This is a genomic window from Micromonospora sp. MH99 (assembly GCF_021442385.1).
Classification (GTDB): Bacteria; Actinomycetota; Actinomycetes; order Mycobacteriales; family Micromonosporaceae; genus Micromonospora.
Genome location: NZ_MUZA01000061.1, coordinates 1 through 15972 on the forward strand (window position 1 = coordinate 1; position 15972 = coordinate 15972).

The following is a 15972-nucleotide window of genomic DNA, read 5'->3' on the forward strand; positions in this document are numbered from 1 at the left end:
GCCGTGGCGCTGCTGGCGCTGGTCGGCCCGTCGGGCGGGGGTCTGCCGGCGTTGGCGTGGTGGCTCGCGTGGACCGTGCCGGCGGTCCTCGTCGACCTGGCCGTGCACCGGCTGCCCGACCGGCTCACCCTGCCGGCGGCGGCCGGAACCTGGCTGCTGCTCGGCGCGGCCGCGCTCGCCGACACCGACGCGGGCCCCTGGCTGCGGGCCGTCGCCTCCGGCGCGGGGCTGGCGCTGTTCTTCGCCGTCAGCACACTGCTGCTCGGCCGCCGGGGCTTCGGCCTGGGCGACGCCAAACTGGCGCTCAGCGTGGGGGCGCTGCTCGGCTGGTACGGCCTGCCCGTCCTGCTTTTCGGGCTGCTGATCGCGTTCGGGCTGTCCGCGCTGGTGAGTGTGGGACTGCTGCTCGCCCGACGGGCCCGGTGGGGCACGCACCTGCCGTTCGGCCCGTTCCTGCTGCTCGGCACGGTGGGCGCCCTCCTCCTGACCTCCTGACCGCCCACTCCGCCGGCCCGGCCGCTTGCGGGCGCGGCGCGCGGCGGCACCTCGGGTGGCGGGGTCAGGGGCGGGGGCGGCTGGCCAGGTCCGGTACCGGGCGGCGGGCATCGGCGCGACGGCGCAGCGCCTCGGCGGTCGGGCGGGCCAGAAGCGGAGTCGCGACAACGGCGACCAGGGCGCCGAGCAGCAGGCCGGCGGCCACGTCGTGCGGGTAGTGCACGCCCACGAAGACCCGGGAGAAGGCGGCCAGTACGGCCAGCGGCAGCGCGACCAGCCCGAGCCGTCGGGACAGCAGCAGTGTGGTGATCGCCAGCGCGCCGGCAATTGTGGCGTGGTTGCTGGGGAACGACCAGTCGCCGGGTGGTGGGCAGGTGCCGGCGATGATCGCTCGGCCCACCGTCCGGCACGGCCGGTCCTCGTCCACCACTGTCTTGAGCCATTCGCTGCCCGCGTACGCCAGGAGGGTCGGCAGCGGCGCGACCAGGGCGAGTGCCCGGTCGTTCGGGCCGCCGACCAGGCGGCGCACCGCGGCCGCCACCAGCAGCGCGCCGAGCAGCAGGATCACCCCCTCGGTGGCGTGCCCGACGAACCACTGCACAGGGGTCGGGGTGCCGGCTGCCGCGTCGACGATGTCGCGGTACCACTCGGCGCTGATCTCTGGAACGTCCGTGCTGCCGTTGGCGGCCATGAATCACCTCACTAGACGTTCATACCTCGTTCATCTGGGAGACACCCTAGGAACGCGGCAGCGGGCAGCGCCGCAGTCGAAGGTCGAGCCGGCCACACGACTTTCGTCCAGCGATCGCCCAGGCGCCTCTGCTTGGCTGGTGAGAGTCACTCGGCACCCCACAGGAGGTTTCGTGCACACCAGTTCGGCCACCGACCAACCGCCGCCTGCCGCTGCGACGGCACACGACGAGAGCTGGCGGATCGTGCGTACGGCGGCCGACCTGGATCGACTGGGCGAGACCGAGTCGATCTTCGCGTTGAGCAACGGGTGGGTCGGCTGGCGTGGCGTTCTGGACGAGGGTGCGCCGTGCGGGATGCCGGGCAGTTACGTCAACGGTTTCCACGAGCGGCGGGAACTGAGCTACCCCGAGGAGGGGTACGCGTTCCCCCAGGCCAGCGACACCGTGGTCAGCGCGCCGAATGCCGCGCTGATCCGCCTCTGGGTCGACGACGAGCCGTTGGACCTCCGGACCGGAACGCTGCGCGGTCACGAGCGGGTCCTCGACCTGCGGGCGGGCGTCCTGCGCCGGGAGACGGAGTGGATCTCGCCGGGCGGGCGCAGGGTGCTGGTCCGCAGCGTCCGGCTGGTGTCTCTGCCGCGCCGCCCGGTCGCCGCCGTCCGCTACGAGGTCGAGCCGCTGGACGGCCCCGCCGAGCTGCGGGTCTGCTCGGACCTGCTGGCCAACGAGCGGGCGCCGGAAAGCTCCGACGACCCGCGCGCGGCGGCGGTGCTCACCGACCCGCTGACCGCCGAGGCACACCGCGCGACCGGCCTCGACGGCATGCTGGTGCACCGCACCGAGCGCAGCGGGCAGCGCGTGGCGGTGGCGGTCAGCCACCTGGTGGACGCGCCGGCCACGATGACCACCACCAGCGACGGCACCCCCGACCGGGTACGGCTGACCGTGGCCGGCCGGCTGCACCCGGGTGAGCGGCTGCGGCTGACGAAGTTCGCCGCGTACGAGTGCGCGCCGGTCGACGGGACGCCCGCCGACGAGTTGGCCGACCTGGTCGCAACCGAGGCGGACGCCGCCCGCGCCGACGGCTTCGACGCCCTGCTGGCCGACCAGCGGGCCAGCCTGGACGCGGCCTGGCAGGTCGCCGACGTGCGGCTCGACGGTGACCGGGAGCTCCAGCAGGCCGTCCGGTTCGCGATGTTCCACCTCATCCAGGCGGGTCGCCCGGACGGCGACCGGACCATCTCGGCCAAGGGGCTGACCGGCAACGGCTACGACGGGCACGTGCTGTGGGACACCGAGACGTACGTGCTGCAGGTGCTCACGTACCTGGCGCCGGCGGTGGCCCGCTCCGCGTTGACGTGGCGACACGCCCACCTGCCCGAGGCTCGGGAGCGGGCCGCCGAACTGCGGCTGAGCGGCGCGACGTTCCCGTGGCGGACGATCGGCGGCCGGGAGTCCTCCGGCTACTGGCCGGCCGGCACCGCCGCTCTGCACGTCAACGCCGACATCGCCGACGCGGTGCTGCGCTACGTGGCGGCCACCGACGATCAGCGGTTCCTCGCCGAGAAGGGCCTCGACCTGCTGGTGGAGACCGCCCGACTCTGGCACGGCTTCGGCCACTGGTCGGAAACGGGCGCGTTCCACCTGCACGGGGTGACCGGCCCGGACGAGTACGCCGCGCTCGTCGACGACAACGTCTTCACGAACCTGATGGCCCGCCGCAACCTGCGGGGCGCGGCCGACGCCGCCGAGCGCCATCCGGACGTGGCCGGCAGGCTGGGTGTGGGCCCGGCCGAGGTCGCCGGCTGGCGGGCCGCCGCCGACGCGATGTTCGTCCCGTACGACAGTGAGCGTGGGGTGCACCAGCAGGCCGCCGGGTTCACCGCCCAGCCGGAGTGGGACTTCGCGAACACCGGCGAGGACGACTATCCGCTCCTGCTGCACTTTCCCTACCTGGAGCTGTACCGCAAGCAGGTCGTCAAGCAGGCCGACCTGGTGCTGGCCATGCAGCTGCACCCGGGGGAGTTCACCGCCGACGAGAAGGCCCGCAACCTGGCCTACTACGAGGCCCGCACGGTCCGTGACTCGTCGCTGTCGGCCGCGCCGCAGGCGGTGCTGGCCGCCGAGGTCGGGCACCTCGATCTGGCGTACGACCTGTTCGCCGAGTCCGTCTCGCAGGACCTGGCGGACCTCGGGGACAAGACCGCCGACGGACTGCACCTGGCGTCGCTGGCCGGGGCGTGGCTGGCGCTGGTGCAGGGCTTCGGCGGCCTGCGCGACGACAGCGGAGTGCTCTCCTTCGACCCCCGGCTGCCCCGGCGGATCGACCGGATGGTCTTCAGCCTGCGGTGGCGGGGGCACCGGCTGCGGGTCACCTTGACCGCCGCCGAGGCCCGCTACGAGCTGCCCGACGCCGCCCACGACGCCGAGGTCGAGCTGTGGCACCACGGCGAGCACCTGCGGGTCACCGGCGACGGGCCGGTCACCCGGCCGATGCCGCCGGTGCCCGACCCCGGGCCCGAGCCGACGTCGCCACCGGGTCGCCGCCCCACCCGCCGCTCGGCCGACTGACCGGCCGAGGCCGGCTCAGGTCGCCCTCGCCGACTACGGACCGGCCTCAAACGTGAGGATCAGGAGCTGGTTACGCCGAGTTGTCTGGAGGCCGGGCACCCTTGTTTCCACACAGCAGGCTCGATGGCCGACGGGTCGTCACCGGCCCAGGTCGCGTTGGCTAGGGGCTGAGCGGTCAATGGCAGGACCCGGCCTGGTAACCCCCGGAGCATCGGTCCTACCTCGGATCGCCTGCCGGGTACTGCCGTACATAGCCACGGCAGCCCGCCGGGCGCGGGCGCCGGCGGGCGTTGTCAGCAGCGGTGCCGCTGCCGAGTCGATCGCATCGAGGACTGGATGCCAGCGGGGATCGATGGCGCTACGTAGCCGGTGAGAGTTGTCGAGGTACCAGGCCCGCTCGGTGGGCGTCCAGGGGCGCTGGCGTTCGGCGCTGATGGCGGCCGTGAGCGCAGGAGAGCGTTGCCAAGCGGCGGCGGTGCTGGTGTTGGCGTAGACGACCTCGCCATTGCGTCGAAACGCGAAGGCGACGTGCGCCAAGTCTTGGGTGTCGACGGCGTGTGCACCGCGGATGACGCCGCGGTAGCACTCGTCGTGAACGGCGGTGTCGATCAGTCGGCCGCGGCCGACTGCCTCGACCTCGCTCCAGTACCGGTGCAGGATCCCCAGGCGGCTGAGGGCCTCGGGGACCGCGACGATGGCGACCTCGACGCGGTAGCCGGCGTCGTGGAACCGGCGGGCGATGTCCTCGAACTCGCTCTCGTAGCGCATGGCCGACTCGAGGACGACGTGGCAGCGGTTGTCGATGGCGTACTGCTGGGCCTTGCCCCACCAGCGTTCCCCGTCCGGTCGCACCTTCGCGCTGGCCGTGGCTTCGTCCTCGGCCTGCCAGCGGTGGAAGCTGGGGTGCATCGGGTTGTAGAAGTCCATGTTGATGTTGATGAAGGCACTGCCCGCGCCCAGCGCTCGCTTCACCATCGCGGTGACCGCCGTCTTGCCCGCGCCGGTCTGTCCTCCCACGATGACCACCACCGGCCGCTGCTGGGATGGGGCGCCGGTGAGGAACATCGGGACGATCTGCTCGCGGAAGATCCGCTCGTTGGCGTCCTCGGAGAGCACGCCGTCAGGGAACTCGGTCAACGGCGTGCCTGACGCAGCACGGCGACGCACTCCTCACGGAGCCGGGCGACCTTGTCGATGTCGGCGGGATCGAGATCCCGTAGGGCCCCCGCGAGACGGCTCTGAGACGCGATGACCTGCTCCAGGGAGCCCTGGTCACCGCCGGTCTGCTCCAGCTCGTAGCGGCGAGCGGACTGGGCCGCGAGGGCCTGGGCGATCAGGTCTCGGGTGACCTGGTGATCGTGGAGCTGCTCCGGTGTCAACGACGACGGGGTGAGGCTCCCCAACACCGACTCATCATTTCCCGACGACGGCATGCTCGTCCCTTCCTGGCTCAAGGTGCGGGGTCGCGGCGAATTCCACCAGCGTGAGACCGCCGGCGGTGCCGTCGTACCGGGTGATCGACGTGTTCGCGACCGGAGTCGTCGCGACGATGGCAGCGATCTCGTCGAACCCGAGACCTTCGATGAGGTGGCGCATCACCACGACCACGGCGTCGTGGGCCACGAGCAGGACGCGCCGGCCCGCGTGCTGGGTGTTCAGGTCCGCCAGCACGGCCGCCAGGCGTCGAGCGATGTCGGCGAACGACTCACCACCAGGAGGCTGGTAGGAGAACTCGCCTTCGGCCGCGAGCCGGGCTGCCTCCGCGGGGAACCGTTGAGCGATCATGGCGGGGGTCAGTAGCTCCAGGTCGCCCATGAGCCGATCGCAGAGACGGTGATCGACGACGGCGAGGGGGTAGTCGGCACCCGACTGCGCCGCGGTTTCCGCCGCTCGTGACCAGGTCTGCCGAGCGCGCACATAGGGGGAACAGACGACGACTTGGGGCCGGCGGTGGCCGGGTAGAGCGGCGAGCCAGTGACCGAGTCGGGTGGCCTGCCCCCATCCCAGCGACGACAGCTCGATGTCGGCATCTCGCCCGGTCAGACCATGATCGGTCAGCCCTCGTGCGTGTGCATCGGCGAAGGCGACGTTAGCCAGGCTCTGCCCGTGTCGGACGAGGGTCAGCTCAGCGACGGTGTCCATGTCTCCATTCTTCATAGTGGGCGCCACGGGTCCGTTGTAGGCGCGGGTCTGCCGTTTGGCGCTCAGGTCGGCGCGGGTCCGCCAGCCATGCGCTCGCGGACGGCCTCCAGCGCCTCGAAGGCGTACGCCCAGTTGTGGCACTTGAAGCTGCGCAGGCCGTCGATGGCGGTGTGGCAGTCGGCGCAGCGCACCCCGGCGATGGCCTCCGGCACCTCGGTGTTGACGTACCGGTGTTCGCCGAGGATGACCGTGGCGATCATGTTCTTGTCGTGCAGGCCGGTGAGGGCCGACGAGACGATGTCGTACCAGGTGATCCGCCGGCCGCACTTCGGGCAGTCCGGTTCGTCGCCGCTGACCCACAGCGGGGCGCCGATGGTGCGTGCCGGCATTCCCAGCAGCTTCTCCAGACGCCGGACGTCCGACTCCGGTGTGGTCCACCGGTGCCGGCCGGGCAGCGATGCGGGCGAGTCGTACACGGCGCGGAACAGGTCGTGGTCGACTCGCACGGTTTCCCGCTGACCGGTCATCGCGTCCCCCTCGGTGATTCGGTGCCCCCACCGTGGTCGGCCCTGACCAGGGGTGCAGCCGGATCAACGACACGAGGGGTCAGCGGGTCGTCGCCCCGGCTGCTAGACATCGAGATCCGACCGCGGCGAAGGGACCCCCTCGTGACCGACCAGCCGGCACCCGACACCACCGACGTCACCGCCCGACCCAACGTCGCCCGGATGTACGACTACTTCCTGGGTGGCAGCAACAACTTCGCCGCCGACCGGGCCGCCGCCGAGCGGGTGTTGGAGATCTTCCCGGGCACCGGGCTCGCCGCGCAGACCAACCGGCACTTCCTGCGCCGGGCCGTCCGGTACGCCGCCGGGCAGGGCGTCCACCAGTTCCTGGACATCGGGGCGGGTCTGCCCACCCAGGGGACCGTGCACGAGGTGGTGCGGGCCGTGGCGCCGGACGCCCGGGTGGTCTACGTCGACTACGACGAGGTGGCCGTCGCGTACGCCCGGCGGTTGTTGACCGACGTGCCCGGCACGGCCGTCGTGCAGGGTGACCTGCGGCGGCCGGACGACCTGCTGGCCCGCCCGCAGGTGCGGGCCACGCTCGACCTGGACCGCCCGGTGGCCGTGCTGCTGCTCGCGGTGCTGCACTTCGTGCCGGACGACGACGATCCGTGGGGTGCGGTCGCCCGGCTGCGCGACGCCACAGTGCCCGGCAGCCACCTGGTGCTGTCGCACCTGACGCTGGACGGCGTCCCGCCGGAGGTAGCGGAGCGGGGGCAGGCCGTCTACCGCGCCAGCAGCGCCCCGCTGGTGCCCCGCACCCACGCCGAGACGTTGCGCTTCTTCGACGGGTACGACCTGGTGGAGCCCGGCCTGGTCGAGACCACCCGGTGGCGGCCGGACGCCGAGCCGGAGGCCGGGGACGCACACGGCTACGCCGGGGTCGGTGTGCGCCGCTGACGCGCTTTCGCCTCCGGTGCCGGGCCTCGGGTGGTACGACGGATCCAGCGCCTGCCACCGGGAGGAGCGCCGATGGCGAGCAGGCCCGAGCGGCTGTTGCGGGGACGCGACGCGCCGTTGAGCGCCTCGTTCCTGGAGCTCTTCTTCGATCTGGCGTTCGTGCTCGCCCTCAGCCAGTCGGCGGTGCACCTGCTGAACGACCTCACGCTGGCCGGCGCCCTGCGCACCGCCCTGCTGCTGGCCGGCGTCTGGTGGATCTGGGTGACCACCACCTGGAGCGCCGACTGGTACGACCCGGAGACCCCGGCGATCCGCGTGGTGCTGGTCGCCGCCACGCTGGGCAGCCTGCTGGCCGGGGTGGCGACCCCGCAGGCGCTCGGGGAGCGGGGGGTGCTCTTCGCCGGCGCGTACGTCGCGGTCCACCTCGTCCGGGGTGTGGTCACCGCCTCGATGCTGCGCGGTCATCCCCGGCAGCGCCGGGCGCTGCGGATCCTCTGCTGGTACGCGGCCACCGCAGTGCCGTGGCTGGCGGGCGCGTTCCTGCCGCAGTGGCGGGTGCCGCTCTGGGTGCTCGCCCTCGCGATCGACGTGACCGGTCCACGGCTCGGCTGGCCCACGCCGAGGTTGGGTCGCGCCCGTCAGCAGGAGTTGCGCCTCGCTGGAGCGCACTTCGCCGAGCGCTACCAGCAGATCATGATCATCGCGCTCGGCGAACTCGTCCTGGCCGCCGGGCTCTCGTACGCCGGCACCCGCCTGGATCTCGCCGAGACCGCCGCCTTCCTGCTGGTCTTCGTCACGGCCGTGCTGATCGGTCTGCTCTACGTGACCCCCGCGGGCCGGCACCTGGGCTCGGCCATCGAGCACGCCGATCCGTCCCGGCTCGGTGTCGTCACCGGTTACCTGCACCTCGTGATGATCGCCGGCATAGTGGTGACGGCCGTCGGAGCCGAGCTGAGCATCGCCCACCCCTCCGAGGTCGGTGACCTGGCGGCCGTCGCGGCCATCCTGGGCGGCCCCACGCTCTTCCTCGTCGGCCGGATCCTGTTCTCGCTGGCCATCCACCGGCGGTTGTCCTGGCCTCGGGTCTGCGCGCTGCTCGTGCTGGCCGGCGCGGCGGCCGCCCTGCGGCTGCCGCTGCTAATGATCAGCGCGGTCGCCACCGCCGTGGTGCTCGTGGTGGCGGTCCTGGACCACGCCGCTCTCTTCACCTACCGCCGGCGCGGATCCGCCGACTGACGTCCGACAAATATGATCTTGTAAGCCGGGGCCTCGCCAGGCAGGCTGTTGGACGTCGGAGCGGAACAGCATTCGGCAACCTGAGCGAGGAGTTCGTCGTGCGCAAGCTCGTGTATTACATCGCCGCCACCCTGGACGGGTTCATCGCCGGCCCCGACGGCGCCGACCCCACCGGCCCGGACGGCTTCTGGCCCGTCCCGGACGACTACCTGCGCCACCTCGTCAGCGAGTATCCGGAGACCCTGCCCGGTCCGGCCCGGCAGGCGTTCGGCATCACCGACCAGGGCAGCCGGTTCGACACCGTGCTGGAAGGGCGTCACTCCTACGAGGTGGGCCTGAAGGCCGGCGTGACGGACGCGTACCCGCATCTTCGCCACCTGGTGTTCTCCCGCACGCTGGGCGGCAGCCCGGACCCGGCCGTCGAGGTCGTCGCCGAGGACCCCGTTGCCACGGTACGAGAGCTGAAGCGCCACGAGGGCAGGGACGTCTGGGTGATCGGCGGCGGTGCCCTGGCCGGCGCCCTCTACCCCGAGATCGACCAGTTGGTCATCAAGCTTGCCCCGTTGACCATCGGCGCCGGCATCCCGTTGTTCGGCCGCGACGCCGTCTTCGCGCCACGCACCTGGCGCCTGACCGACCACACCGTTCTGGACAGTGGCGCTCTCTTCCTCACCTACACGCGCGCCCGGACCGGAAACGAATCTGGGTGAGGACACCACCCGACATGGCGGGCCGCTGGTGCCCGCTCCCCACCAGCGGCCCGGCCGGACCACGCCACGCGACGGGTCCGGCGTCCACGTGCGTCAGCCCTTCACCGCTCCGGCGGTGAGCCCTTCGGTGAGGAAGCGCTGCCCGAAGGCGTACATGACGACCACGGGGATGCTGACGAGCAGCGACGCCGCGGCGAGTTGTCCCTGGGGCACGACATCTCCGGCGATCATCGACTGCATCCCCACCGGCAGCGTCTTGTACTCGTCCTTCGTGATGAACACGAAAGCGAACAGGAACTCGTTCCAGGCGTTGGTCAGGGTGAAGAGCGCGACCGCCAGCAGCCCCGGCTTGGCCAGGGGCAGCACCACCCGGCCGAACGCCTGGATGCGGCTGCACCCGTCGACGAGCGCGGCCTCCTCCAGTTCGACGGGGATCGACGAGAAGTACCCGACCAGCAGCCAGGTGGCGAACGGCAGCGTGAACGTCGGGTACGTGACCACCAGCGACCACAACGAGTCGGTGAGCCGCGCGCCGATGAGCATCTGGTAGAGCGGGATGAACAGCAGCGCGCCCGGCATCACGTAGGTGAGCAGGACCGTGACGGTGAAGCCCTGCGCGCCCCGGAACCGCAGCCGGGCCAGCGCGTATCCCGCGAGGGCCGCGCAGACCAGCGCCACCGCCGTGGACGCCGCGGACACCAGCAGGGTGTTGAGGTACCAGCGGCCGAACGGTTGGTTGGCGAAGAGCGCGGTGAACTGCTCCGTGGTCCAGGGTGTCGGCCACAGGTCGTCCGTCCGCATCACGACCTGGCCCTCGGACTTGAAGGCCGTGACCCCGATCCAGTACAGCGGACCCAGCACGAAGAAGAGCAGCCCGGCCAGCGCGACCCAGGAGCCCAGGCCCGACACCGTCGAGGATGCCCGGCGACCGCCGCGCGACTGGAGGGTCGAGACCACGCGGCCGACCGCCGCCGCGATCAGCAGGATCACCCCGAGGATCACCGCCGCCTTCCAGAAGATCTGCGGCGAAGCCCAGAGCAGCAGACCGGTGACCACCGCGGTGATCACCCACGGCAGGGCCTTGCGCGCCCGCGTACCGACCCGCAGCGCCGCGCGTCGTGCCCGGGGCAGGTTCGCTCCCGAATCCTGACGCAGCAGCCGGACCAGGAGGAACACCAGCCCGCCGATGACCGGAAGCATGATGAGCGTGACCGCCGCACCGGCGCCGTACTGCAACTGCAGAATCGCCTTCGAGTACGCGACGAGCACGTACGGCGCTGTCACGTCACCCGGGCCGCCCTGGGTCAGCAGCCAGACGAGGTCGAAGTTGTTGAACGTCCAGATCGACGACAGGGTCACCGTCACGGTGATCACGTGACGCAGTCCGGGCAGCGTCACGTTGACGAACCGCTGCATCGACGAGGCACCGTCGATTGTCGCCGCCTCGTACAGGTCCGCCGGGATGGCCTTCAACCCGGCCAGGAAGCACACGGTGAAGAACGGCACGCCCTTCCAGACGTTCACGAGGATCACCGACGGCATGGCCAGCTCCGGGTCGGACAGCCAGCCCGCCGGCCAGCTGTCGACCAGGTGCAGGTCGACCAGCAGCGGTCCGATCCCGGTGGCGGTGAGCAGGTTGTTGACGCTGCCGAAGATCGGGTCGAGCAGCGCGCGCCAACTGAACGCCGTCACCACTGTCGGCACCACCCACGGCACCAGGAGCAACCCCGCCAGCACCGCCCGCCCGCGGCGTCGGTGGTGCAGCAGCAGGGCCGCGGCCAGCCCGAGCACAACCTTGAAGATCTCGGCGTACGCGGTGAAGACGAACGAGTTCACCACGCCCGTGTGGAACTGGCCGTCGTCGACGAGGTGCAGGTAGTTGTCCAGGCCGACGAACACGGTGTCCTGCCCGTGCCGTTCCGTGGTGCTGGTGATGATCGACCGGGCGATCGGCACGAGGACGAGCCCGCCGACCAGTACGGCCATCGGGGCGAGGAACAGCGCGGCCAGTCGCCAGTCACGCCCCAGCCGCCGCTGGACCGCCGTGAGGGAGCCGGGTCCCGGCGGCGGGGAGACCCTCGCCGCCGGAACCCGCGCGGGACGGACTGACCTCACTGCGGCAGCCCCTGCTGGTTGAAGATCTGCACCATCTTCGCGTGGGCCGTCTTCACGGCCTGCGCCGGCGCGGTGCCCTGCACGACCTGCTGCATCATGTCGGTGAGGACGTACGCCGAGCCGACGGCCTGCTGGCCGGCGCTGGCCTTCTGCGGGAAGGTCAGGCCGTTCTTCGTGTTCAGCGGCAGTTTCAGTTCAGTGATCTTGCGGAGCATCGGGAACGCCGGGTCACCGCTGGTGAAGAACGGGTCGGCGTCCCAGACCTTCTCCCAGGCGGGCATGACCAGGCCGGGCGCTTCCTTTGCCACGCCGAGCAGCGCGGGCGCGCTGACCAGGTACTGCGCGAGGAGCTTGGCGAGCTGAGGGTTCTTGGCGCCCTTGAAGACGACGAAGCCCTGCGACTGGCCGAGCAGCAGGGGATTGTTGGTCGCCGGCCCGATGCAGTCGGAGAACACGTGGGTGTTGGCGTGCACCGGGTTCTTCTTGGTCCGGGAGTCCGCGTAGACGCTGAACTGGTTGCGGGTGTAGCCGAGGATCCCGGCGAGCCAGTTCTCGTTGTTGCTGGTGTCGGTCCAGCTCGCGATCCCCGGCGGCAGCATCGGCTTGTACTTGGGATTGGTGTAGATGTCGCCCAGGAAGGTCACCGCCTGCACGGTCTCGGGGGAGTCGAACGTGACCTTCCGGGCGTCGTTGGAGGCGATCGATCCGCCGTACGCGTTGATCAGCGCCTCGATCATGCCGTTGCCGTCACCGGAGCGGTTGACCGTCATGCCCCAGCCGAACCGCCGCTTGCCCGGATCGGAGATCTCCAGGCACAGGTCCCGCAGCTCCTCCCAGCTGTAGATGTCCTTCGGGGTGATGCCCTTGTCCTGCATCCAGTCCTTGCGCAGGAACGATCCGATCCCGATGAAGTGGTACGGGATCGCGAACCACCTGCCGTCGAAGACGCAGAAGTTCTTGGCCTCGGCGCAGGGTTCGCCGTACTTGGCCGTCAGCGCCTGGACGACGTCCGTCACGTCCTCCAGGTCGCCCAGCGACTGGAACTGCGCGACGAACCGTGAGTCGGTCATGAACGCCAGGTCGCGCGCCACCCCGCCCTTGACCTCGGCGTCGATCTTGGCCACCACGTCACCGGCGTCGGCCTGGACCAGACTGTTCTCGATCTTCGTGCCGGTGGTGTCGGCGAACTTCTTGATCGAGCTGTCGAGGGCCTCGTTCGCGGCCGTCGAGTAGAGCTTCTGGGACAGCATCCCCATCGAGGAGCCCTTCATCGACGACGCGGCGTCGATCAGCTCCTGTGGAACGTCCGGCTGCACCTTGCTGGGTGATTCGGAGCTGCCTCCACACGCGGCCAGGCCGGTCGCGCCGAGCACTCCCACCCCCACCCCCAGAAAGCCGCGCCGAGACCACGCCGACTTTTCCTCCATGGAACTTCGCCTCCTTCGTTTCCCCGCGCACGGCGGCACGCCGAAGGCTCGCCTGGCGAACGCCGTGATGGTTGTGTGTTCCAGTTGGGTTTCTGTGGCGGCGACCACTGACTGCCGCCCGTCGAGATCAGGTCGTTCGTGGGTCGACACTGTGGCGATCGGGACGGCCCACCACAGTGGGACGTCCGCTCACGTACGCGCCGCCCGAGCCACCCGGGACATTCCGGGTGCCGCACGTCGGGCAGCGCGACGAGGGTGCGGCGATCGGCGACCGGGTCGAGATGGTGGTGCTGACGTTCCAGTTCGGTCGGGTCACGGGACCACCGCCGTTCGAGATTTCGAACTAGGTTCGATATACCGGATCGAGTGGTCGCGACGCTAGAACAACTTGGTGAGTTATGTCAATGTTTCGATGCTGTTTCGAGCCGAAAGCGGGAGGTCGACTATCGAGACTGGGCCCGGTAGCCCATGCGGGCCGACAGCGCGGCAGCGCCCTCCCGAACCAGCTCCGTCCACTCCACCTGCACCTGAGGCGTCCAGCGAATGATCGGCGCGGACAGGCTCATCGCCGCGATGACAGCACCGGAGTGGTCCCGGATCGCCGCCGCGACGCAGCGCATCGCGCTGTCCGACTCGCCGACGTCGACAGCGACGCCCTCCGTGCGGACACGTTCGAGATGCTCACGGAGAAGATCCGGGTCGGTGATGCTGGCCGGCGTCATCCCCGGTAGGGGATCCTTCGTCAGGACGCCGTCCAGGGCCGCCTCGTCGAGAGCCGACAGCAGCACCTTGCCGACAGCGGTGCAGTGGGCCGGCAGCCGCAGCCCGACACCGGACACCATCCGCACGGGGTGCGTGCTGTCGAACTTGACGAGGTAGATGACATCGGCGCCGTCGAGCACCGCCACGTGGACCGCCTCGTCACACTTGGCGGCCACGTCCCGCGCGACGCCCTGCGCCTCGCGTACTAGATCGAGCCGGCCCGCGAACGCCGCGCCCAACTGGAACAGCGGCATGCCGAGCCGGTACTGCACCGGCTGGCCCGGCACGGAGATCAGGTACGAGCGAGCCTCGAGCGTCACGAGCAGCTCGTGGACCGTGGTGCGCGGCAGGTCGAGCCGCTCCATCACCTGGCGGGCCGACAGTTGGGGGCAGTCCAGGAACAGTTCGAGGACGTCGAGTGCGCGGATGACTGCCGGTACCACACGGGGCATGTCGCTGGTCCCTTCGGAATGCCGGACCCGTGTCAACGATCTCCACACCGGCCAGCATTTGAAGAGGATAGCCACGTCAGCCCCGAGTGCCATGAACACGGCGGGGCAGGAAGGGCGGCGGGGGCGCTCACATTCGTTCGGGGGTCCGGATGCCGAGCAGGTGCAGGCCCTGCCGGAGCACCCGGGCGGTCAGGTCGCAGAGCACCAGCCGGCTGTCCCGGACCGGTTCCTCGGCCCGCAGCACCGGACACCGTTCGTAGAACGCGCTGAACGCCGCAGCCAGCCGGTACAGGTAGCCGGCGAGGTGATGGAACTCCAGGTTCTCCGCCACCTCGCCGACCACGCGGCCGAACCCGACCAGCTCGAAGGCCAGCGCCCGCTCAGCCGGTTCGGCCAGCGACACGACCGCGTGGGGCGGGGCCGCCGTCCCGGCCCTGCGGAAGATGGACTGGATCCGGGAGTACGCGTACTGAAGGTAGGGCGCGGTGTTGCCGTCCAGGGACAGCATGCGCTCCCAGTCGAGCACGTAGTCCCGGTGCCGGTCGTTGGACAGGTCGGCGTACTTGACCGCGCCGATGCCGACCGCCCGGCCCACCTCGGCCGCCTCCGCCTTGTTCAGGTCCGGGTTCCGCTCCCGTGCCAGGGCGGTCGCCCGTGCGATGGCCTCCTCCAGCAGGCCGACTAGCTTCACCGACCCGCCGACCCGGCTGCGCAGCATCCGCCCGTCCGAGCCGAGGATCGAGCCGAACCCGACATGCACGGCCCGGGCCGGCGGGGACAACCAGCCGGCCTGTGCGGCGACGGCGTACACCATCTCGAAGTGCCGCCGTTGCGGCAGCCCGACCACGTAGAGCAGCCGGGTCGCGCCCAGCGTGCCGGTGCGCTGCCGGATCGCCGCCAGGTCGGTCGCCGCGTAGCCGTACCCGCCATCGGACTTGCGGACGATCAGCGGCAGCGGCTCGCCGTCCCGCCCCACCGAACCGGGCGGGAACACGCAGGCCGCGCCGTCGCTCTCGCGCAGCAGACCGAGCCGCCCCAGGTCCTCGACCACAGCGGTGAGCAGATCGTTGTAGCTGCTCTCGCCGTGGAAGTCCCGCTCGGTGAGGGTCACGTCGAGCATGTCGTACACGGTCAGGAAGTACCGCTCGGACTGCTCCACCAGCAGCCGCCACAGCCGCAGCGTCATGGGGTCGCGGCCCTGCAGGGCGACCACCCGCAGCCGGGACCGCTCGGCGAATGCCTCATCGGCGTCGAACTTGACCCGGGCCGCCTTGTAGAACGAGTCCAGGTCCCCCATGGACATTTCCCGTGCGGCCTCGGCCTCGCCCAGATCGGCCAGATGCTCGATCAACATGCCGAAGGGCGTGCCCCAGTCGCCCAGATGATTGGCCCGCAGCACCCGATGCCCCAGCCATTCCAGCAGCCGGGACGCCGCGTCGCCGATCACCGTCGAGCGTAGGTGCCCGACGTGCATCTCCTTCGCCACGTTCGGCGCCGAGTAGTCGATGACAACGGTCTCCGGTTCGGCGCTCACCGGCACACCCAGCCGCGGGTCGGTGGCGAGGGCGGACACGAGCCCGGCCAGGGCCGCGTCGGCGACTGTCAGGTTGAGAAAGCCCGGCCCGGACACCTCGGCGACACTGCACACGTCGGCCAGGTCGGCGTACTCCAGCACCTCGGCGGCGATGTCGCGCGGCGGCCGGCCGACCCGCCGGGCCAAAGCCAACGCCGCGTCGGACTGGAAGTCCGCGCGCGGAGACCGCCGCACGACCGGGTTCACCGGCACGCCGGCCGCCGTCGCGAACGCCGGCCCCAGCCGGTCGGTCAGCAGCTTTTCCAAATCCATGGGTACGCCGATCTCGCTCGGATCCGCCGCTCGCGGATCACCGGAAGGGGATGCGGGC

The 15972-nt window shown here is 70.8% G+C and carries 15 protein-coding genes; 6 read left to right on the forward strand and 9 right to left on the reverse strand.

From position 1 onward, the window contains the following. Positions 1 to 495, forward strand: a 495-nt coding sequence (locus B0E54_RS25115; RefSeq protein WP_234588510.1) for an A24 family peptidase, incomplete at its 5' end; no start/stop codon positions are given. A 64-nt stretch (positions 496 to 559) separates the two neighbouring features. On the opposite strand, the gene B0E54_RS25120 is transcribed toward B0E54_RS25115, so the two are convergent. Next, positions 560 to 1186 carry a phosphatase PAP2 family protein gene (locus tag B0E54_RS25120; RefSeq protein WP_234588513.1) on the reverse strand — a complete coding sequence of 209 codons (627 nt, stop codon included), beginning with the start codon at positions 1184 to 1186 and terminating at the stop codon, positions 560 to 562. A 172-nt stretch (positions 1187 to 1358) separates the two neighbouring features. Here B0E54_RS25120 and B0E54_RS25125 point away from each other — a divergent pair, with 172 nt between their 5' ends. Beyond that, positions 1359 to 3758, forward strand: coding sequence for a glycoside hydrolase family 65 protein (locus B0E54_RS25125; RefSeq protein WP_234588515.1), 2400 nt, complete (start codon positions 1359 to 1361; stop codon positions 3756 to 3758). 138 nt (positions 3759 to 3896) lie between these two features. On the opposite strand, the gene B0E54_RS25130 is transcribed toward B0E54_RS25125, so the two are convergent. From B0E54_RS25130 to B0E54_RS25145, 4 genes are all read right to left on the reverse strand, one after another. After that, positions 3897 to 4874: a zeta toxin family protein gene (locus B0E54_RS25130; protein WP_234588517.1), complete on the reverse strand. Its 978-nt coding sequence runs from the start codon at positions 4872 to 4874 to the stop codon at positions 3897 to 3899. A gap of 17 nt (positions 4875 to 4891) precedes the next feature. After that, positions 4892 to 5164 (reverse strand): hypothetical protein, encoded by a 273-nt coding sequence (locus B0E54_RS25135; RefSeq protein ID WP_234588518.1) that lies wholly within the window; start codon positions 5162 to 5164, stop codon positions 4892 to 4894. Between the two features lie 7 nt (positions 5165 to 5171). Then, positions 5172 to 5900 (reverse strand): histidine phosphatase family protein, encoded by a 729-nt coding sequence (locus B0E54_RS25140; RefSeq protein ID WP_234588519.1) that lies wholly within the window; start codon positions 5898 to 5900, stop codon positions 5172 to 5174. A gap of 62 nt (positions 5901 to 5962) precedes the next feature. Then, positions 5963 to 6427 carry a hypothetical protein gene (locus B0E54_RS25145; protein WP_234588520.1) on the reverse strand — a complete coding sequence of 155 codons (465 nt, stop codon included), beginning with the start codon at positions 6425 to 6427 and terminating at the stop codon, positions 5963 to 5965. A gap of 141 nt (positions 6428 to 6568) precedes the next feature. On the opposite strand from B0E54_RS25145, the gene B0E54_RS25150 reads away from it, so the two are divergent. From B0E54_RS25150 to B0E54_RS25160, 3 genes are all read left to right on the forward strand, one after another. Continuing rightward, positions 6569 to 7366, forward strand: coding sequence for an SAM-dependent methyltransferase (locus B0E54_RS25150; RefSeq protein ID WP_234588521.1), 798 nt, complete (start codon positions 6569 to 6571; stop codon positions 7364 to 7366). A 72-nt stretch (positions 7367 to 7438) separates the two neighbouring features. Further along, positions 7439 to 8602 (forward strand): low temperature requirement protein A, encoded by a 1164-nt coding sequence (locus B0E54_RS25155; protein ID WP_234588522.1) that lies wholly within the window; start codon positions 7439 to 7441, stop codon positions 8600 to 8602. A gap of 98 nt (positions 8603 to 8700) precedes the next feature. Continuing rightward, positions 8701 to 9312: a dihydrofolate reductase family protein gene (locus tag B0E54_RS25160; RefSeq protein WP_234588523.1), complete on the forward strand. Its 612-nt coding sequence runs from the start codon at positions 8701 to 8703 to the stop codon at positions 9310 to 9312. Positions 9313 to 9405: 93 nt separating this feature from the next. Here the strand turns inward: B0E54_RS25160 and B0E54_RS25165 are convergent, their stop codons facing one another. After that, on the reverse strand, positions 9406 to 11427 hold the full coding sequence (locus B0E54_RS25165; RefSeq protein ID WP_234588524.1) for an ABC transporter permease subunit: 2022 nt from the start codon (positions 11425 to 11427) through the stop codon (positions 9406 to 9408). Then, on the reverse strand, positions 11424 to 12854 hold the full coding sequence (locus B0E54_RS25170) for an extracellular solute-binding protein (RefSeq protein WP_234588525.1): 1431 nt from the start codon (positions 12852 to 12854) through the stop codon (positions 11424 to 11426). The genes B0E54_RS25165 and B0E54_RS25170 overlap by 4 nt, the downstream gene beginning before the upstream one ends. A gap of 176 nt (positions 12855 to 13030) precedes the next feature. Between B0E54_RS25170 and B0E54_RS25175 the strand changes: the two genes are divergently transcribed. Continuing rightward, positions 13031 to 13201, forward strand: a complete 171-nt coding sequence (locus B0E54_RS25175; RefSeq protein ID WP_234588526.1) for a hypothetical protein — start codon at positions 13031 to 13033, stop codon at positions 13199 to 13201. 96 nt (positions 13202 to 13297) lie between these two features. Here B0E54_RS25175 and B0E54_RS25180 read toward each other — a convergent pair whose 3' ends face one another. Beyond that, positions 13298 to 14068 (reverse strand): IclR family transcriptional regulator, encoded by a 771-nt coding sequence (locus B0E54_RS25180; RefSeq protein WP_234588527.1) that lies wholly within the window; start codon positions 14066 to 14068, stop codon positions 13298 to 13300. A gap of 127 nt (positions 14069 to 14195) precedes the next feature. After that, positions 14196 to 15914: an arginine--tRNA ligase gene (gene argS / locus B0E54_RS25185; RefSeq protein ID WP_234588528.1), complete on the reverse strand. Its 1719-nt coding sequence runs from the start codon at positions 15912 to 15914 to the stop codon at positions 14196 to 14198. Positions 15915 to 15972: the final 58 nt, after the last annotated feature.